13 protein-coding genes are annotated in these 20,375 nt (G+C 72.2%); 6 read left to right on the forward strand and 7 right to left on the reverse strand.

The genetic code is table 11. The features are described from left to right. Positions 1-2: 2 nt before the first annotated feature. The 4 genes from IE99_RS0114545 to IE99_RS0114560 form a co-directional block, all read right to left on the reverse strand. Positions 3-1,772 carry a choline/carnitine O-acyltransferase gene (locus IE99_RS0114545; RefSeq protein WP_030169798.1) on the reverse strand — a complete coding sequence of 590 codons (1,770 nt, stop codon included), beginning with the start codon at positions 1,770-1,772 and terminating at the stop codon, positions 3-5. A 15-nt stretch (positions 1,773-1,787) separates the two neighbouring features. Then, complete coding sequence (locus tag IE99_RS0114550; RefSeq protein ID WP_030169801.1) at positions 1,788-2,597, reverse strand: class I SAM-dependent methyltransferase; 810 nt, start codon at positions 2,595-2,597, stop codon at positions 1,788-1,790. Positions 2,598-2,627: 30 nt separating this feature from the next. After that, positions 2,628-3,515, reverse strand: a complete 888-nt coding sequence (locus IE99_RS0114555; RefSeq protein ID WP_030169804.1) for a HalD/BesD family halogenase — start codon at positions 3,513-3,515, stop codon at positions 2,628-2,630. A gap of 186 nt (positions 3,516-3,701) precedes the next feature. Continuing rightward, positions 3,702-4,661 (reverse strand): alpha/beta hydrolase, encoded by a 960-nt coding sequence (locus IE99_RS0114560; protein WP_030169808.1) that lies wholly within the window; start codon positions 4,659-4,661, stop codon positions 3,702-3,704. Positions 4,662-5,238: 577 nt separating this feature from the next. Here IE99_RS0114560 and IE99_RS0114565 point away from each other — a divergent pair. From IE99_RS0114565 to IE99_RS0114580, 4 genes are all read left to right on the forward strand, one after another. Further along, positions 5,239-6,495 carry an alpha/beta hydrolase gene (locus IE99_RS0114565; RefSeq protein ID WP_051712508.1) on the forward strand — a complete coding sequence of 419 codons (1,257 nt, stop codon included), beginning with the start codon at positions 5,239-5,241 and terminating at the stop codon, positions 6,493-6,495. 118 nt (positions 6,496-6,613) lie between these two features. Next, positions 6,614-8,620, forward strand: coding sequence for an elongation factor G (gene fusA / locus IE99_RS0114570; RefSeq protein ID WP_030169814.1), 2,007 nt, complete (start codon positions 6,614-6,616; stop codon positions 8,618-8,620). 150 nt (positions 8,621-8,770) lie between these two features. Next, entirely contained in the window at positions 8,771-9,598 is an 828-nt protein-coding gene (locus IE99_RS0114575) for an SCO6745 family protein (RefSeq protein ID WP_030169817.1), read from the forward strand. Positions 9,599-9,797: 199 nt separating this feature from the next. After that, positions 9,798-11,582, forward strand: coding sequence for a hydroxysqualene dehydroxylase (locus IE99_RS0114580; RefSeq protein WP_030169820.1), 1,785 nt, complete (start codon positions 9,798-9,800; stop codon positions 11,580-11,582). 27 nt (positions 11,583-11,609) lie between these two features. On the opposite strand, the gene IE99_RS29180 is transcribed toward IE99_RS0114580, so the two are convergent. Beyond that, the gene (locus tag IE99_RS29180) at positions 11,610-13,688 is read right to left on the reverse strand and encodes a P-loop NTPase fold protein (protein WP_037559387.1); all 2,079 of its coding nucleotides are present in this window, start codon (positions 13,686-13,688) and stop codon (positions 11,610-11,612) included. A 234-nt stretch (positions 13,689-13,922) separates the two neighbouring features. On the opposite strand from IE99_RS29180, the gene IE99_RS0114590 reads away from it, so the two are divergent. Then, a complete protein-coding gene (locus IE99_RS0114590; RefSeq protein ID WP_157610300.1) occupies positions 13,923-15,875 on the forward strand; it encodes a tetratricopeptide repeat protein in 1,953 nt (650 codons plus the stop codon). 54 nt (positions 15,876-15,929) lie between these two features. On the opposite strand, the gene fxsA is transcribed toward IE99_RS0114590, so the two are convergent. Next, positions 15,930-16,115: an FxSxx-COOH cyclophane-containing RiPP peptide gene (gene fxsA, locus IE99_RS0114595; RefSeq protein WP_030169826.1), complete on the reverse strand. Its 186-nt coding sequence runs from the start codon at positions 16,113-16,115 to the stop codon at positions 15,930-15,932. Positions 16,116-16,433: 318 nt separating this feature from the next. Here fxsA and fxsT point away from each other — a divergent pair, with 318 nt between their 5' ends. Then, a complete protein-coding gene (gene fxsT, locus IE99_RS0114600) occupies positions 16,434-18,968 on the forward strand; it encodes an FxSxx-COOH system tetratricopeptide repeat protein (RefSeq protein ID WP_342666222.1) in 2,535 nt (844 codons plus the stop codon). On the opposite strand, the gene IE99_RS0114605 is transcribed toward fxsT, so the two are convergent. Beyond that, complete coding sequence (locus IE99_RS0114605) at positions 18,965-20,368, reverse strand: HEXXH motif domain-containing protein (RefSeq protein WP_051712509.1); 1,404 nt, start codon at positions 20,366-20,368, stop codon at positions 18,965-18,967. The genes fxsT and IE99_RS0114605 overlap by 4 nt on opposite strands. Positions 20,369-20,375: the final 7 nt, after the last annotated feature.

Consider the following 20,375-nt stretch of genomic DNA (forward strand, 5'->3'; position numbering starts at 1 on the left):
GCCTACGCGAGCAGCTCCTGAAGTTCCCGTACCGCGGTGCGGAGCTCGGCCGCGAACGCGTGCATGGCGTCCGCCACCGGCTCCGGAGTGCTCAGGTAGACGTTGAGCCGGTCCGGCAGCAGCACGTAGGCGACGCCGATGCACTGCGGGCTGGTCGAGCCGAACCCGAAGTACCGGATGTTCACGGACGGCGCGGAGCTGGTGCTGAGGTAGTCGTCCCGCATCGTGAGCCAGCCCGGCGACTCGAAGAACGGGAGCGGCTCGGTGCCCCCGCGCCGCTTGTGGATCAGCTGGAGCTCCCACAGGTGCTGCTCGGGCGCCTCGCCCGTCTGGCACTGCCTGGCGCGCCGGACGTGCGCGTCGGCGGCGGCGCGGAACGCCTCCGCGCGGGCGGCCCGGTCCGCGCCCGGGTCCGTCATGACGTCGGCGAACCGCACCACCTCGGGGGTCACGACCCGCATCGCCTCGGTCCGTCCGCGCCGGTACCGGCGCGTCGCGATCGACTCGTAGGTCGCGCCGGTGACGCCCTTGGCCCGCCGGTGCGCGAGCTGGTACGCCATCTGCGCGAACGCGTCCGGGGACGTCTTCAGCGCCTTCGCGCGGTTCCCGCCGAAGTCGTCGAACGACACGGTGGCCGTCGCGGTCGCGGCGCCGTACGCGGCGAACGCCTCCGCGGCGGCCGTCGCGGACGCGCGCAGCGGCCCGTCCAGGACGAACCGGACCGGCTCGATCGCCGGGACGCCCTGCGCGCGGGCGCCCGACCGCCGGGAGTGCTCCGCGGGCGGCGTCTCCAGGACGTCGTCGACGAAGCTGAGGATGGTGGTGCCGTCCAGGCCGCAGTGCTCGACGTTGATGCCGGCGGTGCCGTCGGCGAACACGATGAACGAGACGGCCTTGTCGAACCAGCGGTTCGCGCTGTCGCCGTGGAGGAGGTGGTCGCAGGCGTCCAGGGTGCTCTTCGGGACGAAGTCCTCCAGGCAGACGCAGAACAGCGCCGTCTCGATCGTGTCGAGCGCGTCGCCGTTGCCCCGCGCCAGGAGCGTCTCGCGGGCGGCGGCCCATTCGGCGCGGGCCATGGTCGTGAAGTGGCCGGGGGAGACGTCGTCGGCGGCCTCGCTCTTCAGGACGGCCTCGATGCCGGTGGTGAGCTCGTCCAGCGTGTGGGGGTGTCCGTCCGGGCCGATCACGTCCATCCGGAGGATGTTGCCGCGGAAGAACACCGCGATGTGGCGCGCCGTGGACGGGCCGGGCCATTCGTCCGAGTACGGCGCCCGCACGCCGTCCTGCTCGGCGCCCGGGATCCGGGTCGTGGAGAACAGGTACTTGTTCTGATCCATGGACAGCGGGACGCCGCGCTGGAGGACCGGCGCCACGTTCTCCCCGTCCAGGCGCAGCTTGTAGTCCACCGCGCCGGCGATGAGGCCGGCGGCGCGCTCCGCCTGCGCCTCGCCGGAGTCCTGGAAGAGGAAGAAGAAATTGGCGTTCAGCGCGATGCGGTCGCGGCGGCCGAGGTACCGGTACGGCCAGAACGTGTCCAGCCAGCTGTGCACGCCCTCGCCGGCGTCATAGCGCTCCAGTTCGGCGTGCAGCTCCCGGCCGGGGCCGGCGGTGAACGCCTCCAGCGCCTCCCTCGTCTCCGCGAGCTCGGCATCGGTCAGCAGCGGCCCGCACCATTCCAGGAACCGCTCGGCGGTCGCGTCCAGCGAGGGCAGCGGGACGCGCGGAAGGGTGTCCTCGTTGCCGAAGGTACGGGCGGAGAGAGCGTCGTTCACGGGTTCCTCGGGGATTCAGTCGGTCGGTCGGGAAAGGAAGAGTTCGGCGTACAGCCAGCCGCCGGTCTCGGCGCCGGCGGGATCGACGCCGATGTCGGCGAGCCGGTCCAGGACGAGTTCCCGTTCCCGGGGCGTCGCGAACCGCCGCTGCCGGAACAGGCCCTCGTGCCGGACGGTGGTGTACCCGGCGTCGGCCAGGGTGTCGGCCACGGAGTCGAAAGGGAACATGCGCAGCACGAAATGCGCCATCCACGGCAGGCGCCCCTCGTTCGCGGCGACGATCCTGGACAGCGTCTTCTCGGTGACGTAGCCGAGGCAGCCGGTGGAGATGACGAGGTCCGCCTCGGCGAGCCGGACGGCCTGCTCGGCCGTGGGGTCCCCGCTCTCCAGATCGGCGTGGACGGCGCCGTCCAGCAACCCGGCGTCGAGAGCGTAGGAAAGGGCCTGCTCGGACGCGTCCAGGCCGATGAAGCGAAGACGGTTCGCGCGCGCCCCGGAACGGACGAGTTCCCGGTCGCGGGATAACAGCGCCTCCCTTTCCAGGGCCTGTGCCCCGGGACCGCTGTAGCGGTCGTAGAGGTCGTCCATCGTGACGCCGTGCTTCAGCAGCGCCGCGTTGATGCCGTACGAGCAGCCGATGTCCAGCACGGTCGGCTCGGGTGTTCCCCGCGCCTCCCGGTATTCGTCGGCGAGCGCCGCGAAGTGCGGCCTCGCCAGCTCGGGGATGCGGTAGCCGAGCCCCCGCAGCGTGCCGAAATAGGCGCGCGGATCGGGCTCGGTGTAGATGTGGTCGAGCGAGACCTTGCCGGTCGGATCGACGTCCATGCTCGTGCCCCGCCTCTCAGTAGCGCCGCATCAGTCGAGGAGCCCGTCGACCCGGACGGCGCGCTCGGCGGCCGCCAGGTGCTCGGGCAGGACCCGGCCGAACAGCTGCCGTGTCCGCTCCACGCTGCCGACCACGCCGGGGCGCTCGCTGTAGGCGAGGATCGCGGTGTGCCTGGCCGTCCCGCCGCCCACCTCGCGGACCCGGTGCAGCGCGTACCGGCCCTTGAACAACTGGAGGTCGCCGGGGTTCAGGGTGAGCGCCCGGACGAGCCGGCCGCCGTTCCCGGTGAGCACGTCCCGCACGTCGCCGAAGTTCTCCGCCTCGGCGGACCGGATGTTCGGGCAGTACTCGAACACCCCGCCCGCGTCCGCCTCCTGCGTCAGCAGGCTCACCGTGAACTCGTTGGTGTCGAAATGCCAGGGGTGCTCCATCCCCGGCTTGACGACGTTGAGGCACAACCCCGACAGCGGGTCGGCCAATTCGTGGACGCGGGGGAGGCCGAAGCAGCTCGCGACGAATCGCTGGAACGGCTCGCTCGTGTAGAGCCGGTGGACGATGAAATGATCCGGGATCAGGTCCCGGGCGACGAACGCGTTGCCGCGCTGGATCGTGATGCGCCCGGGATGGTCGTCCGGTAATGGCGTCCGAATATCGATGTTGTATGCGTTGACCGTTTCGACGTCATAGTGCGCCCGGGGCGCGACTTCCGCGCCTTCGGCCCGCAGCGCTTCGTGGAGTTCCGGCCGGATGAAGTCCGGCAGGACGCTGCATCCGGTATCGGCGAGCTCCGCCCGCACCCGGGAGACGACGCCGGACCAGCCGGAACCGTCCGGTTCCAGCAGCGGATACCGCTCCGTGTCCACGAACCGTTCGAGTTCTCCGGCGTCTTCGGCCGTTCCGGTATCCGCTGCGCGCATCACGTTCCCTTCGCGACCCCGACCTCAGACGGGTTCTAGCACAGTCATCACCTCCATTTCGGTCCTAATTTCGGGCACCCTTTATTCGGCCAATGCGGGGCCCGTGCCGTGACCAGTGCCGACGGCCACACCGGACGGGCGGCGGAACGCCCGTCCGGTGTGGCCGATCTCACTCGGGGCCCGGAATCACAGCCCGAGCGCCCCCGTCAGCGTCGGGTACGCCTCGTGCAGATCGCGCTGCCAGTACGGCCAGGTGTGCTGACCGTCGAAGAACCGGGCGGTCACCGGCACCCCGAGCTCCCGCAGCCGCTGCACGAACGCGCGGCCGTGGTCCTCGACGGCGGCCTCCACCGGGTCGGTGAACGGCCAGCCGCCGAGCGAGCCCGCTTTCCCGTTCCCGCTCGCGACCCACAGCCGCACCCCGGCGAGCCGTCCCGCCAGGTCGTACGGGTTGTGCGCGTGCCAGATCGCGGCCTGGTCGTCGGGGTCGCCCCACACCCGCCGCCAGTCGGTGCCGGGGCACGACAGCGACGGCCCGTAGCCGATCGAGTCGTCGCCCGGCTCGTGCCCGTACAGGGTGTGCAGGTAGCCGCTGAACGCCGCCGCCGCCCGGAACATCCCCGGGTGCCGCGCCGCGTACAGCATGGCGCCGAGCCCGCCCATGGAGTTGCCGGCGATGGCGCGCGCCGTCCCGGCCCGGTAGCCGCCTTCGAGGATCTTCCGGAGCTCGGTCAGATGGAACGTCTCCCAGGCCGGCGCGCCGCCGTCCCCGTGGTTCCACCAGTCGGAGTAGTTGCCGCAGCGCCCGCCGTTCGGCATGACGACGATGACGCCGGTGTCCGCGGTGAGCCGCGCGACGTCGGTGTCGCGCGTCCAGGCGGTGTAGTCGTCGACGCCGCCGTGCAGCAGCCACAGCGTCGGCCAGGTCCGGGACGCGGTACGGGACCAGCCGGGCGGCAGCAGCAGCCGCACCTTCTGGCGGCCGGCCATGGCGGGCGATTCGATGGTCAGGTCGAGCGTGCGGGACGCCACGGTCGTCTCGGCGACGACACGCGCTTGCGCGGCGGCCGCGGGAACGGCCGGCAGCAGCGGGAGGAGCAGGCTGAGAACCCCCAGCAGGAGTGCAGGGCAGGAACGACGGAACACAGGGGTGGGTGCCTTCCGGAAACAGCCGGACAGGGTGGGGCCGGCCATTTGAAAAAGGGGCCGCCGTCGTGCGGCGAATGGTGCCGTCCGGCACCGATGGTGCCGAACGCCTTCGGGTCGCTACGGGCCCGGTGTCACAGCTGAACAACGGATTCCTAAGGAATGCGTTCCCGCTCCGCAGCAGTTCAAAGCGTCCATCCCAGTGACAACTGGAAAAGTCGGCCGCGCGCCCGCGCCGCGGTCCCGGCCGCCGTCGGCCGCCGGCGTCCGTGCGGCGGGCGCGACGATCGGCCCTCATCGTCCGCGACGACGGCGGGCGACCCGTGATGGCCGGATCGCGCAAGCCGGACCCGGACGCATCGGGCGGTCCGGGGCCCCACGGCGCTCGGTCGGTGACCGATCGCGGCCTCGCGGTTGCGGGAGTCGGGGGGATGCAGTGGAATGAGGGGCGCTTGCGCGTGATGAGCGCGTTTATTGTACTTTTTGCCAATACTTGCGGATGTTGTCGCCGGGGCAGTAGTTTTCTCTGGGCGAGCGGAGCGCCGGGCCGAGCACGGCCTGACCGGCTGGGGAGTCCATGAAGAAGCGAACCGACAGGAAGATCGCCATCGCCGGGTCGGTGGCGGCGGCCGTCGTGCTGCCCGCCGTCATGGTGGGCCTCGCGCAGGCCGGGGTGGGCGTTCCCGGCACCGGGAAGCCGGACGCCGCGTCCAACCTCGCGCCGCTCCCCACCTTCGGGCCGGCGCAGCAGAACGCGCCCGTCCCCGCGACGTCGCCGAGCGGCACGCCGACGATCAAGCCGCCCGCCAAGCCGCTGACGAGCAACCCGTTCAGCACCGGCCCCGGCAGGCCGTCGTCGGACAATCCCGACCTCAACACGCACAAGCGCGGCAAGAAGGCGCACCTCCCGGCGAAGGAGGCGGAGCTCCCGACCAAGTTCAAGAAGGCCGACGACGGCGCGAAGATCACCGCGTTGAAGAAGGTCTCCAAGAACATGTTCGACGTGACGATCGCCTCGCCGGCGCTCGGCGCGTCCGTGCAGACGCGGGTGCTCATCCCGGCCGGCTGGAAGCTCGACTCGAGCTCCGCGTACCCGGTCGTGTACGCCTTCCACGGCGGCAACAACAACTACCTGTCCTGGACGAAGGACTCGAACCTCCTCAGCGTCGCCTCCGGCTACAACGCGATGGTCGTCATGCCGGAGGGCGGCTGGAACGGGTCGTACACCAACTGGTGGAACGACGGCAGGGGCGGCATCCCGATGTGGGAGACCTTCCACATCAACGAGGTCATCCCGCTGATGGAGCGCAACTTCCACGCGGGTCCGGCGCGGGCCGCGATCGGCCTGTCGTCCGGCGGGCAGGGCGCCGTCACCTACGCGCAGCGGCACCCGGGGCTGTTCAAGTACGTCGCGTCCTACAGCGGCGCGCTCAACATCACCGCGCCCGGCATGCCGTCGATGCTGATGCAGATGAACCAGAAGGCCGGCGACGACATCTGGGGCGACCCGGCGCGCGACCGCGCGAACTGGCAGGCCCACGACGCGGCGGTCATGGCGGCGAAGCTCAAGGGCGTCGGTGTCTACGTCTCCTGCGGCAACGGCGAGGTCGGCCCGTACGACAACCCCGGCATGAAGCCGTGGGACGCCGGCCGGTTCGGCGAGCAGCTCGCCCACACGATGAACGTCAACTTCGTGGAGGCCGCGCGCAAGGCGGGCGTGAACGTCACCGCGAACATGTACGGCGCGGGCACCCACAAATGGGCGTACTGGAAGCGCGAGCTGACCGCGAGCTGGCCCGCGATCACCGGGGCGATCGGCGCGAAGAAGTCCTGATCCCTCTCCGCCGCGCGTGAACGTTCTCGCGCGGAAAAACCCGTCGTCATTCCTCCGGCCGCGCCGTTAAAGTCGCGGAGCCGTACAAGACGGATTCCCGGAGGAGGGCCGATTTCCCATGACCACCATCACTCGCCGTGACCTGACCAAGGTCCGCAACATCGGGATCATGGCCCACATCGACGCCGGGAAGACGACGCTCGCCGAGCGGGTCCTGTTCTACACGGGCGTCTCGCACCGCATCGGCGAAGTGCACGACGGCGCCGCGACCCTCGACTTCCTGAAACAGGAGAGGCAGCGCGGTATCACCATCACGTCGGCCGCGACGACCTGCCGGTGGCGCGGCCATACCGTCAACCTCATCGACACGCCCGGACACGTCGACTTCACCGTCGAGGTGGAGCGCTGCCTGCGCGTCCTCGACGGCGCGGTGGCGGTGTTCGACGCCGTCGCCGGGGTCGAGCCGCAGTCGGAGACGGTGTGGCGGCAGGCCGACCGGTACGGGGTGCCGCGCGTCTGCTTCGTCAACAAGATGGACAGGGCGGGCGCCGACCCGCACCGCACCGTCGCCATGATCGCCGACCGGCTCGGCGCGGTGCCGCTGCTCGTCCAGCTGCCGATCGGGGCCGAGGGCGCCTTCACCGGCGTCGTCGACCTCGTCGGCCTCCGGGCGCACGTGTGGTCCGGGGACGAGTACACCGACGCGGACGTGCCGGCCGGCCTGGCCGGGGCGGCCCGCGCGGCGCGCGCCCGGCTGGTCGACGCCGTCGCCGAACGCGACGACGAGCTCATGCGGCTCTACGTGGACGGCGCCGAGCCGTCCGCGGAGCAGCTGCACGCGGCGATCCGGCGGCTCACCGTGGCGGCGGTGGCGACGCCCGTCCTGTGCGGCAGCGCGTTCAAGAACAAGGGCGTGCAGCCGCTGCTGGACGCGGTCGTGCGGTACCTGCCGTCGCCGGGCGGAACGGACGCCGAGCCGCTCGGCGCGCTCGCCTTCAAGGTCATGAGCGACCGGCATCTGGGCCGGCTCACATTCGTCCGGATCTACTCCGGACGCCTGGAGCCGGGGCAGACCGTGCTGAACAGCGTCAAGGGGCGCAAGGAGCGCATCGGCAAGCTCTACCGGATGCACGCGAACCGGCGGGAGGAGATCGGCGCGGCGGGCGCGGGCGACATCGTCGCGGTGATGGGGCTGAAGCAGACCACCACCGGGGAGACCCTGTGCGACGAGGCGCACCCCGTCGTCCTCGAGTCGATGGACTTCCCGGCGCCGGTCATCGAGGTCGCCGTCGAGCCGTGCTCGTCCGGCGATCTGGAAAGGCTCGGCGCCGCCATCCAGCGGCTCGCCGAAGAGGACCCCTCCTTCCACGTCCACACCGACCCGGAGAGCGGGCAGACGGTGCTCGGCGGGATGGGGGAGCTGCATCTCGAGGTGCTCGTCCAGCGGATGCGGGACGACTTCGGCGTGGAGGCGAACGTGGGCCGACCGCGCGTCGCCTACCGCGAGACGATCCGCCGGAAGGTCGAGAAGGTCGTGCACACCCACCGGAAGCAGACGGGAGGCAAGGGGCAGTACGCGAAGGTGCAGATCACCGTCGAGCCCTGCGACGTCCCGTACGAGTTCGTCAACCGGGTCACCGGCGGCCGGGTGCCGAAGGAGTTCGTCCCCTCGGTCGACGCGGGCTGCCAGGAGGCGATGCGGTCCGGCGTGCTCGCCGGGCACGAGCTGACCGGGGTGCGGGTCACGCTGCTCGACGGGGACTTCCATCCGGTCGACTCGTCGGAGCTCGCGTTCACCGTCGCGGGCGCCATGGCGTTCCGGGCCGCGGTGCGCCAGGCCGCGCCGGTGCTCCTCGAACCGGTCATGGCGGTCGAGGTCACGACGCCCGCCGAGTACCTCGGCGAGGTGATCGGCGACCTCAACGCGCGCCGGGGCCGGGTCGAGGGGGTCGGTACCGACACCGTGACGGCGCGGGTCCCGCTGTCGGAGATGTTCGGCTATGTCGGGCATCTTCGGGGGCTGACGTCCGGCCGCGCCGTGTACACGATGCGGTTCGACTCCTACGCGCAGGCGCCCGACCGGGTCATCGACGCCGTGTCCGCCGGGCGGCGAGCGCCGCGTTGAGCGGCCGCGGGCCGTCCGGCCGCGCCGGGTCCACCGCATCGGCCCGCCGATGCGGTGGACCCGGCGGGCGCCCGTTCACCTGATCCTCACGACCGACCTCCGCGGCCCGTGAGTTAGAGTCGCGTTCTAATTCGGGATGTAGGAGGCGGAATGCGCGAGACGGCACGTCGGGCCTGGCGGCGGCTGGAGCCGGTGCACAGCATGATCTACTTCGTCCCCGAGGGGCCCCGGCACTACGCCGAACTCGGCCTGGACGCCGCCGCCGGCTACTTCGCGTCCAGGTCGGCGGCGTTCGGCCGGGCCTCCGCCGAGCTGGTCATCGCGACCTTCTACAACTTCAACCCCGGCCTCGTCCGCATGGCGCTCCCCGCCGCGTGGGAGAAGGCGACGCCGGAACAGGTTTTGGAGGCGCGCCTGGCGGCGGCCGGTGCGGCCCTCCGCCGGGCCGGCATCGACCGCATCCCGCGCCTGGAGGAGACCCTCGCCCTGGCCCGCCGCGCCGCCGAGTCCGCCGTCGACCACGCGCACGGCCGCCCCCTCTTCGCCGCCCACGCGGCCCTGCCGTGGCCGGACGAGCCGATCCTGCAGCTCTGGCACGCCCAGACGCTGCTCCGCGAGTTCCGGGGCGACGGCCACGTCGCCACCCTTCTCGCCGAGGGCGTCTCCGGCCTGGACGCGATCATCCTGCACGCCGCCGACGACCAGAAGGCGTCCGGCTTCCTGAAGTTCACCCGGGCCTGGCCCAAGGAGGCATGGCAGGCCGCCGCCGAAGCCCTCCAGGCCCGCGGCCTCCTGGACGGCGAAACGCTGACCCCCGAGGGCCGCGAGTTCCGGCAGCACCTGGAGGAGCGCACCGACACCCTGGCCGTACCCGCCTACGCCGCCCTGGGCGAGCGCGACTGCGCGGAACTGGCCGACCTGGCCCGCCCGTTCGGTCGCGCCGTGGTCGACGCGGGCCTCCTGACTCCGGCACGCTAGCCCGCGCCGGTACCGCGGACCGGGGCGCGCCTCGCCCATGGGTGCGCCTCCGCCGTCCCACGGCCACTGTTGGCCGCCTGCCAACAAGCTTGTTGGCAGGCCGCCAACGGCGTGTTACGACGTAGGGATCCGCTTATTCGGTGTCCGAGTCGGGGGCGGAGACCCTTCGTTCCAGAAGGCTGGAACACGGAGGTACCCCATGGGTGACCAGACGAGACGACGGTTCATCCGCGACGCCGGCATCGTCGGCGCCGCCACCACGGGCGCGCTCGCCGCCGGCACCGCGCCCGCCGAGGCCGCGGCCGGGAGGGCCGCGGGCGGGAGGGTCGCGGTGCTGGGGGCCGGGGTCGCCGGCCTCACCGCCGCGCACGAGCTCATCGAGCGGGGCTTCCAGGTCGAGGTCTACGAGAAGACGGCGCTCGGCGGGAAGGCGCGCAGCATCTTCCCCGCCGGGACCGGCACCGGTGGACGGCTCGACCTGCCCGGCGAGCACGGCTTCCGCTTCTTCCCCGGGTTCTACTTCAACCTCACCGACAACATGCGGCGGACGCCGTTCCCCGGCAACGCCAACGGCTGCTGGGACAACCTCGTCCGCGCCACCGCGTACATGATGTCGCGGCAGGGCCGCCCCGACCTCACGCTCCCGTTCCCGTTCCCGCTCCCCCCGAGGCCGAGCATCTACGACGCGGCGAGCTTCCTCGCCACGATCAAGTCCGGCCTCATCACGCTGCTGAACCTGCCGCTGAACGAGGCCGCGTTCGCCGCGCAGAAGCTGCTCGTCTACGTGACGAGCTCCGACGAGCGCAAGCTCGGCCAGTGGGACAACGTCACGTGGGCCGACTACATCCGCGCCGACTGGTTCTCCGACGAGTACAACAAGTTCATCGCGGACGGCACCATCCGCAACCTCGCGGCCACCAAGTCCAAGGACGCGAGCACCCACTCGATCGGCCTCGTCGGCGAGGCCACCGTGTGGAGCATCATCGGCCTCGGCAACGAGCGCGGCGCGTCCGTCGACCGCGTCCTCAACGGCTCCACCAACGAGATGTGGCTCGACCCGTGGGTCGCGCACCTGCGCGACCTCGGAGTCGGGTTCAACGTCGGCTACAGCGTCAACGCCCTTCAGGTGTCGGGTGGCCGCGTCACCGGCGCGACCGCCACGACCGCGTCGGGCACCGCGTCCATCGCGGCGGACTGGTTCGTCGTCGCGATGCCGTGCGAGCGGACGGCGGACCTGCTCAGCCCCGCCGTCCTCGCCGCCGACCCGTCCCTCGCGACCATCAGGCGGCTGCGCACCGACTGGATGACCGGCCTCATGTTCTTCCTCAAGAAGAAGCTGCCGCTCACCCCCGGCCACGTGAACTACGGCGACTCCGCGTGGGCCGTCACGTCCATCAGCCAGGAGCAGTTCTGGAAGCGCGACTTCGCCACCTACGGCGACGGCACCGTCCAGGACTGCCTCTCCTCGATCATCTCCGACTGGTTCACCCCCGGCACCTTCAACGGCAGGCGCGCGAAGGACTGCACGCCGAACCAGATCGCCGCCGAGACCTGGGCCCAGATCAAGGCGCACGTCAACGACACCGGCACCGTCCTGCGGGACTCCGACCTGCACTCCTGGTTCCTCGACCCGGCGATCGTCCCGGACCCGGCGGGCGGCGTCACCAACGAGACGCCCCTGTTCATCCAGCAGCCCGGCTCATGGAACCTGCGCCCCGCGTCCAAGACGAGGATCCCCAACCTGTTCCTCGCCGGCGACTGGGTGAAGACCCCCATCAACGTCACCACGATGGAGGGCGCGAACCAGGGTGGCCGCGCCGCCGTCAACGCCCTTCTGGACGCCGCCGGGTCCGGCGCGTCCCGCTGCGACCTCCACGAGCTCTACGAGAACCCGATCTGGACGCTCCTGAAGGCCAACGACAAGATCCGTTACAAGCTGGGCCTGCCCAACGAGTTCGACATCCTCGACACCCGCCGGCCGTGACCCGCGGGGCCGCCGGTGCCCGCGGCCTCACGTCGCGGCCGCGCAGGCGCCGGCGGCCCGCCGCAGCCTCTCCTCGATGACCGCGGGATGCCGGCCGAGCGAGCACCGGACGTCGGCGAGCGCCGCCACCGCGTCGAGCATGGCGGCGCTCTGCCACTCGGACGGAGGCCGCGGCCTCTCGAAGAGCCGGTCGCACAGCGCCGCGAGCCGCGCGTAGGGCGGCAGCGCGGCGGCCAGCCGCCGCGCCTCCGACACGGGCGCCGCGTCCCCGGCGGGGAGGAGGTCGGCCTGGAGCGCGGCGTCGACCGTGGCGTGCAGCGCGCGCCCGTCCGTCTCGAGCGACTCGCGGAACGCGAGGATCCCGTCGAGCGCCGAGGCCGGGACCGCGCCGCCCTCGGCGCGCAGCCGCTCGACGGTCGCGTCGACGACCTCGCGGAGATCGGCGCGAAGGACGAGCCCGGCGATCCGGCCCACCGTGGCCTCCTCGCCCTCCGCGAGCAGGGCCCGGTGCTCCACGCACGACCGCGCCGTCCGGATCAGATCGCGCGCGTTCCCGCCCGACCAGGCGTGGCAGAACAGTGCGACGGCTCCGGAGAAGTTGCGCGCCCGCCGGGTGATGAGGGTGTGGGACTCCGTGAAGGTGAGCGGCCCCAGGGGGACGATCGTGTCGAAGGCCGAGTCGAACACGTCCCGCACCGGCACGCCCCTGGCCGCGAAGCCGTGCATCGCGTCCGTCGACACCGACAGCACGAAATGCGCTCCGGGTATGTGGAACAGGTCCTTGATCCCGTTGATGGCGTCGACGGCGTCCTCGGGCCGCGCCATCTTGTCCAGCTCGTCGATGCACACGACGACCGGCTTTCCGCCGAGCCTGACCAGGGACTCGATGAAGTCCCGCAGCGCCTGGACGGATTCGGCGCGGGAGAGCGTCCGCTGCGTCCGGGTCAGCCTGTCGGTCCCCTCCGTTCCGGACCCGGCGACCTTCAGCGAGGTGACCGCCGACGCCTCGGTGGCGACCGACCAGCGGAGCTCCTCCCACTGCCGGCGGCACAGCTCCGCGACCGTCTGCGGCGGCGGAGACGGCCTCGCGCGGTTCTGCAGTCGGCTCCAGGCGTGACCGACCCCGACCAGAACGACGATCACGACGATGAACTGCCACAGGGTCAGCTGGAAGGGCTTCACCCCCGGCCGGTCCTTCTCGTAGAGCCACAGGACCATCAGGAGCGCCGCGCCCGCCAGGATGATCGCCCGCCGCCCGGCGGCGGCGGCGAGGTCCCGCGCCCGGTCCGTCAGCCGGCGGCCGGTGCCCGGCTCGTCGTCGGAGGGGCGCCCGCCGCGCGCCAGCTCACCGTGGACGATGCGGGTGAACTCCTCCGGGGAGTAGTGGACCGGCGTGCTCACGATCGCGCCGGTGATGTCGAGCGAGTCGTCCCGCAGGAGCCGGCGCATCAGCGTCGTCTTCCCCGCGCCGCGCGGCCCGCATATCCCGATGGTCGACGCCTCGTGGCCCTGGATGAACGCCCGCAGCCGCCGGTAGCCGACGGACGAGACGGTGTCCTTGATGTTCAGCTCGACCAGCGCGGGCGCCTCGGTCGTCTCCAGGACGCCGGACCAGCGCACCTCGGGCCCTTCGAGGGCGCTGATCTCCGTGCGGATCATCGCGCGCAGCGGCGCCAGCACGGCCCCGCGCAGCTCCGCCCGCGCGGCGTCGCGGCGGCGCCGCAGACGGATGCGATCGCGCTGGATCACCGCGCCCGCAAGGGCGAGCAGGAGACCCACCGGCAGGGCGAGGGATCGCTTGTCGCCGGACGGGAATTCCAGCGCGCCGACGGCGGCCGAAAACGACAGGGCCGCCGCGCCGATGCCCACCGCCGCGATCGCGAGGACGACTGCCGGCCAAGGGCGGCGCAATGCGCGGTCGGCCTCGTTCGCCGCCGTGATCTCGGACCACAGCAATGCGGCGAGGGTGTTCTCCTTCGCCAGGATCTGCCGCACGATCTCCTCGTGGGACGCGGGGTCGCATTCCAGTTCGCCACCGTCCCGCAGGAGTTCTCGGGTCTCCCGCTCCAGCATGCCGTTCGGCAGGTGGTCGGCCTGGTCCGTCATTCGCCCCTCCCAGGATCCGCACGCCGAAGGATAGACGCTGGGAATGATGGCGTATGTGTCCTATGGCGCAGGTGGTGAAGCCGGAAGTGGCCGGGGTTTCTGGTCGGTACCTATTCACCGGATGGCGGAGACGAAAAGGCACCGGGGAAGCACGGAAATTCGTTGGTCCTCCGGTGGAGGGGTGCGCGGAGAGTGTGATAGTGAACTATCGACGGAATGAACGGAGTCGACCGGATGAGTTCGGGACCGCCGGGATGGTGGATGGGGCCGCGCCCCTTCGGCCGGGAGGACGAGAACAAGTTCTACGGGCGCAACATGGAGATCCGCCTCCTCACCGATCTGTGGCGCGGGAACCGGCTGACCCTCCTCGTGGGCCACTCCGGTGTGGGCAAGACCTCCCTGCTCCGCGCCGGGGTCGTCCCGTGGCTGGAGACCGCCGGCGTCCATGTGCTCCCGGTCGGCGACCCCGGCCACCGCCCCGCCCTGCCGGCCCCGCTCGTCCCCGCCCGCAGCCCGACGCTCTTCGCGCTGCTCACCTCCTGGCAGCCGGACGAGAACCCGGCCGCCTGCATCGGCCTCACGGTCAAGCGGTTCCTGGACGGCCACGTCCGCCGCGACGCGTCCGGGCGGCCCGTGCCGACCCTGGTGGCGATCGACGGCGCCGACCGCTTCCTGCGCGGGACCGCACCGGACGACCCGCGGAACCGGCGCCTGCTCCGGGAACTGGCGGACGCGCTCACCGCGCATGAGCACGTGCGCCTGCTGCTGTCGCTGCGGCCCGACGCGGAGGCGGCCGCGCGCCGCTTCGCCGGGATGCTCGCGCCGTCGCGGGCACCGGCCCGCTTCGTCCTCGACGCGCTGGACCGGAACTCGGCGATCGAGGCGCTGAGCAGGCCGCTGGCGGGCGCCCCGCACGGCTTCGAGGCCGGCGAGGCGGCGCGGCTGGTGGACGCGCTGCGCGTCGTCCGCCCGGGGGAGATCCCGGCCGAGGACGACGACGCCCGCGTCGATCCCGTCCTGCTGCAGATGCTCTGCTCCGCGCTGTGGGAACGGCTGACGGACGGCACCGGGGTCCGCACCACCATCACGCCGGAGGTCGTGCCCGACGTCAACGCCGCGCTCGCCGACTTCTGCACGCGCACCCTGGACGGGCTGACCGACGACCACGAGCTGCCGACCTGCGAGATCGGCACGTGGCTGCGCCGGTCGTTCGTCTCGCCCGAGGGCATCGCGGTCCCGGTGCCGCGGGAGGCCGCACTCCGCGAGTTCGACGACGCCGTGCTGCGCGCGGTCGAGGACCGGCATCTCATCAGGACCACCGTGCGCGACGGCGCGCTCTTCTACGAGCTCCAGCACCCGTGCATGGTCACGCCGATCCGGAAGGTCGGCCAGGCCCGCAGGGCGATGCCGGAGCCGGACGCGCACACGCTCCTGGACGCCGCGGAGGAGGCGCTGGCGGCGGGACGCCTCGAGCGCGCGGAGCAGTACGTGCGGGCCGCCGTCCGCGCGGGCGGGGCCGCCGGGCCCGTGCACGGGCGCGCCCACACGATCCGGGGCGACATCGCCTTCGCGCGGGCGGACCACGAGACGGCGATCGCGGCGTACCTCGAGGCCGCCGGGCACGTGCCGCGCATGGGAGACATCCTGGCCGCCGTCGGCCGGCTGTGGCTCCTTCGCGGCGAGCCCGCGAACGCTCTGGAGAACACGCGCGTCGCCGCGACGCACGGCGTCCACGACGGCATCGTGAAGCTCGACATGGGGCAGGCGAAGTGGCATGTCGGCCGCCTGGAGCAGGGCCTGCGCGAGCTGGACGTGCTGCTGTCCCGGGAGCCGGAGCATCACGAGGCGCTGCGCGTGCGCGGCGAGATGCTCGCCGAGCAGCGGCATGCCGCGCGGGCCCTGGCCGACCTCGCGCAAGTCGTCCGTACGGCGCCTCCGTCGGCGGTCGCGGCGTGGGCCCGCGCCTTCGAGGCGCACCAGGGCGGACGGGTGGCGCCGGAGCACCTCGGCGGGATGTTCCCCGAGGCGGCGGACGACGGCCTGGCGCTGCTGGGCATCGCGCAGCTCATGGAGCAGCGCGGGCGGCGGGACGAGGCCGCCAGGTTCGCCGCGGACGCCCTGGCGGCGCGCAATCCACGCCTCGCCAGTCACCATCGCCGGAAAGCGGAGAGGCTCGCGAACGCGTGATGCCGTTAATGGCGGGCGATGTCCGGGAAAAGGCGCCGCCGTTCGTCGCGGATGCTAGCTGAAATCGAGCGGGTCCCCGTAGGCGGAGAACCGCGCGGTCGCGTCGGCGTCGCGCCGGGACGGATCGAGCAGGGACCGCAGAGCCTGCGAGAAGACCGAATTGTCGAGTTCGTCTAAATCGCGGAGTGACAGACCGGACACATCAGGCAACTCGCTGCGCAATTCGGTCTGCTGTTCCATGTCGCTCCGCTCCGTGCCCTCGGGTCGAGGGGTATGTCATGGGGTATTCGGACGCATGGTACATGCGGAACGGTCGGTGCTCAAAGTGGCGGGAGGTGTGTCTGACCTGGCGGGACGAAATCGTAATGAGTTCGAGAGGAAATTCCTTTGTCTCCTTTCGGGTTCGGGAGGGATCTTCTATGCTCAAGGTGTCGGCGAGTCCTTGTTTCTCCCGTCCGGGAGCCGAGATAGGGCATGACCGAATACGGGTGCGCCGTTGACCCGCGTCGGCACGCTGATCAGTCTTTGGGGCAGTCGCCAGAACGTGGAGGCAGGCTCGTGGCCGGTGCGCAGTCGATGGGCGGGAGGCGGCGGCACGCGGCGCCCCAGATCTGGGGCCGGGTCCCCCCGCGGAACAAGAACTTCACGGGCCGCGAGGAGCTGCTCGGGCTCCTGCGCGCGGGCATCGCCGACGAGGTCACGGCCGTGCTCCCGCACGCGCTGCACGGCTTCGGCGGGGTCGGGAAGACCCAGATGGCGATCGAGTACGCGCACCGCTTCCGCGACGAGTACGACCTGGTCTGGTGGATCTCCGCCGACCAGCCCGTCCTCGTCCGGTCCGCGCTGGCCGCGCTCGCCCCGCACCTCGGCCTGCCGCCGGCCACCGCGACCGGGGTCGAGGAGGCCGCCGGCGCCGTCCTGGACGCGCTACGGCGAGGCGAGCCCTACAGCCGCTGGCTGCTGGTCTTCGACAACGCCGACGACCCCGAGGGGATCATGGAGACGATCCCCTCCCAGGGGCCGGGCGACGTCCTGATCACCTCCCGGAACCACCGCTGGGAGGGGGTCGTCGAGGCGCTGCCCGTCGACGTCTTCACCCGCGAGGAGAGCGTCGCCTTCCTCGGCAAGCGCGTCCCGGCGTCGATCCCCGCGCGGGACGCCGACCGCCTCGCCGACGCGCTCGGGGACCTGCCGCTGGCCCTCGAGCAGGCCGCCGCGCTCCAGGCGGAGACCGGTATCGCGGTCGACGAGTACCTGCGCCTCCTGAAGGACCGCACCACCCAGCTGCTCGACGTGGGCAAGCCCTCGGAGTACCCCGTCTCGATGACCGCCGCCTGGGACCTGTCGGTCAGCAGCCTCAGCAACCGCATGCCCGAGGCGGTCGAGCTGCTGCGCTGCTGCGCGTTCTTCGGGCCCGAGCCGATCCCGCGCGAGGTCTTCAGCCAGCGCGTCGACGGGCTGCGCCCGCAGCTCGCCAGGCTCCTTGAGGACCCGATCGCCCTCAGCCGCGCGGTGGGGGAGCTCGGGCGGTACGCGCTCGCCCGGATCGACTCCGTCAGCCGGACGATCCAGGTGCACCGGCTGATCCAGGCGCTCGTCCGGGACGAGCTGGAGCCCGGCGCCGAGGCCGAGTACCGGACGGACGTGCACCGCCTGCTGATCGGCCTGCGGCTCCAGAACCCCGAGGAGACGATCAACTGGCCCCGGTACGGCGACTACATCGCGCACGTGGTGCCGTCCGAGGTGCAAAAGAGCACCGCGCCCGACGTCCGCGCCTTCGCGCTGGACATGGCCCGCTTCCTCTACGTCTCCGGCGACGGCTTCGCGAGCGAGTTCGTCCGGCACCTGATCGAGCGGTGGGAGAAGGACTCCGGCCCCGAGGAGCCGGACGTCCTGCGGGCCTACCGGGAGCAGGGCTACATCCTGCGCATGGTGGGCAGGTACAACGAGGCCTACGAGCTGAACCAGGCGACGCTGAGCAGGATGCACGCCGCCGGCATGGAGGACGCCGACGTCCTGCTGGTCGTCAACAGCATCGGTGCCGACCTGAGGGCCCGCGGCGACTTCGCCGAGGCGCTGGCCCACGACAAGGAGTCCGTGCGGCGGCACCACGAGGCGTTCGGGCCGGACGACCCGAGGACGCTGCGCGCCACCAACAACCTCGCCCTCGACCACAGCCTCACGAGCGACTTCACCCGGGCCAGGGAGACGCACATGCGCGCCCTGCTCGGTCAGCGGGACGCGCCCGCCGGGGTGGGCGCGGCGTTCATCCTCAACGCGTGGAACGGCCTCGCGCGCGCGGTGCGGCTCGGCGGCGACTACGCCGAGGCGTGCGACGTCGGGCAGGACGCGCTCGCCTACGGCAAGGCGCATCTCAGCATCGAGCACCCGGCGGTCCTGCAGACCTCGAAGGACCTCGCGATCGCCCTGCGGCGGGCCGGTGACCTGACCCAGGCGACCGAGATGTGCGCCGACGTGCACGCCCGCTGCGTCAAGCTCTACGACCTGGACCATCCGGACACCCTCGCCGCCGCGATGTCGCTGGCCAACCTGTGGCGCAACATCGGCCAGGAGCGGGAGGCGCTCGAACTCGCGGCCGACACCGTCCGGCGGTACCCGCGCATCTACGGGGAGAGGCACCCGTACCACCTCGCCTGCATGGGCAACCTGGCGGTCCTGCACCGGGTCACCGGCGACGTCGCCGAGGCCCGTGCGGTGAACGAGACCGCGCTGGAGCAGCTGCGGGTGCGGGTCGGGCTCGACCACCACTACTACCTGACCGTGGCCGCGAACCTCGCCAGCGACCTCGCCGCGCTCGGCGACCTCGAGTCGGCGATCGCGATCGGAAGGGACGCCTTCACGCGCATCACGAACCTCATGGGGCCCGACCACCCCATGACGCTGGTCTGCGCCGGCAACCTGTCGGCCGATCTCGCCGGGCTCGGGACGGACGAGGCCCGCGAGGAGGCGGCGCGCCTCCACGACGACACGGCGGAGCGCTACACGCGGCGGCTCCCGGCCGACCATCCGGACGTCCGCGTGTTCCAGCAGGGACGCCATCTGGACTGCGACTTCGACCCGCCGCCGATCTAGCCGGGGGCCGCCGTGCCCGGTCCGGCGGGCTCCGAGCCACCGGGCCGCGCCCCATGTAGGAGGCGCCAGCGCGCCAGATGCCGTCCGGCGCTGTCCCCGGCGAGGTCGCGGGCCGCGGCGGGGATCTCGTCGCCGCTCATGGCGTCCATGACGCGGGCCATCTCGGCGGTGAAGAGCTCGCCCGCCCGGGTGAGCCGGCCGCTCGCCCGCAGCGTCCCGATCGCCTCCCGTGTGCCGTCCCGCCAGTGGGCGAACTCGGTGTCCGCCCGGAGGGCGAGTTGCCCGGGGTGGTCCTGGGTGCGCTCCGTCCGCCAGAAGGCGGCGATGGCCATGTGGGCGTACGCGCCGTGCAGCAGGCCGGCCAGTGGGCGCGGGTCCTCCCGCCAGGGCGCGTAGTAGAGGCCGCCGTCGTCCGGCAGGGTCAGCGGCATGAGGTCGATCAGTGCGCTGAGCTTGGCGTGCTGCACCTCGTGCGCGAGCGTGACCGCGAACGAGAACGGTTCGGTCGGGGCCGACATGCCGATGTTGCCGAACGCCAGCTTCGAGGTGGCGCTGGTGCTCTCGCCGCCTGGCGCCCGCAGCGGCGTGACCACGGCGAGTGTGCCGAGGACGTCCGCGACGACCGCCGGATGCCGCTCGACCAGCACCCGCCACGTCCGCTGGAGCATCGCGCCCCACTCGGCCGGCTCCGCGCCGGTCAGCGGGCGCTCGGACCACCGGGCGCCGGGCATCCGGTGCGGGTCGTGGTCGTCCAGGACGAAACCCGCTCGGACGCCGCGGTGCTCGGCGGTCAGCCACCGCAGGGCCTCCCAGCCCGGCTCGCCGGGGTCGCTTTCGCGGCCGGCCCGCTCCGTCCCTCCGGGCAGGGTGATCCGGTGCCGTCCGGCGGTGATCTCGGCCCCGCCCGGCCCGGACCGGACGACCGCGAACCCGTCCGCGCCCGGCACGGCGGCGCGGCCCAGCGACGGGAGGGTCACCCCGCCCGCGACGATCGGCACCTCGATCGTCGCGGACCGCCGGCTCCGGACCGCCGCGGCGGCCGCGACCGCCGCCAGCTCGACCGGATCGGCCGGGGATCCCACCGGTGGCTGGCCGGTCAGCGCGTACAGGGCGCGTGTGACCCAGGAACCGACGGTCGGGTAGCGGACGACGGCCTCGGCCGCCTCCGGAGCCTCCCGCTGAATGCCGGCGAGGAGCGCGTAGGCGCGCCGGATGCGGCCCGCGTGCTCGTGCCCGCACTCCTCCGCCAGGCGGGGGACGCCCTGCAGGAGCAGCAGCCGCCTGCTGTACTGCGCGTCGTGCAGATGCCCGGCCGCGACGGCGCCTCCGCCGCCGCGGGCCAGGTCGAGGAAGACGTCGGCGGGCAGGGAGTGCCGTGCCAGAGCCTGGTCCGCGGCCATGTCCCGG

Source organism: Spirillospora albida (assembly GCF_000718255.1).
GTDB classification, from domain to species: domain Bacteria; phylum Actinomycetota; class Actinomycetes; order Streptosporangiales; family Streptosporangiaceae; genus Spirillospora; species Spirillospora albida.

What these genes read in the sequence shown, in the direction of transcription:
- IE99_RS0114590 (WP_157610300.1), top strand. Translation starts at nt 13,923, where the DNA reads ATGAGTTCGGGACCGCCGGGATGGTGGATGGGGCCGCGCCCCTTCGGC.
- IE99_RS0114550 (WP_030169801.1), bottom strand. Translation starts at nt 2,597, where the DNA reads ATGGACGTCGATCCGACCGGCAAGGTCTCGCTCGACCACATCTACACC.
- IE99_RS0114555 (WP_030169804.1), bottom strand. Translation starts at nt 3,515, where the DNA reads ATGCGCGCAGCGGATACCGGAACGGCCGAAGACGCCGGAGAACTCGAA.
- IE99_RS29180 (WP_037559387.1), bottom strand. Translation starts at nt 13,688, where the DNA reads ATGACGGACCAGGCCGACCACCTGCCGAACGGCATGCTGGAGCGGGAG.
- IE99_RS0114580 (WP_030169820.1), top strand. Translation starts at nt 9,798, where the DNA reads ATGGGTGACCAGACGAGACGACGGTTCATCCGCGACGCCGGCATCGTC.
- fusA (WP_030169814.1), top strand. Translation starts at nt 6,614, where the DNA reads ATGACCACCATCACTCGCCGTGACCTGACCAAGGTCCGCAACATCGGG.
- IE99_RS0114565 (WP_051712508.1), top strand. Translation starts at nt 5,239, where the DNA reads ATGAAGAAGCGAACCGACAGGAAGATCGCCATCGCCGGGTCGGTGGCG.
- fxsA (WP_030169826.1), bottom strand. Translation starts at nt 16,115, where the DNA reads ATGGAACAGCAGACCGAATTGCGCAGCGAGTTGCCTGATGTGTCCGGT.
- IE99_RS0114605 (WP_051712509.1), bottom strand. Translation starts at nt 20,368, where the DNA reads ATGGCCGCGGACCAGGCTCTGGCACGGCACTCCCTGCCCGCCGACGTC.
- IE99_RS0114575 (WP_030169817.1), top strand. Translation starts at nt 8,771, where the DNA reads ATGCGCGAGACGGCACGTCGGGCCTGGCGGCGGCTGGAGCCGGTGCAC.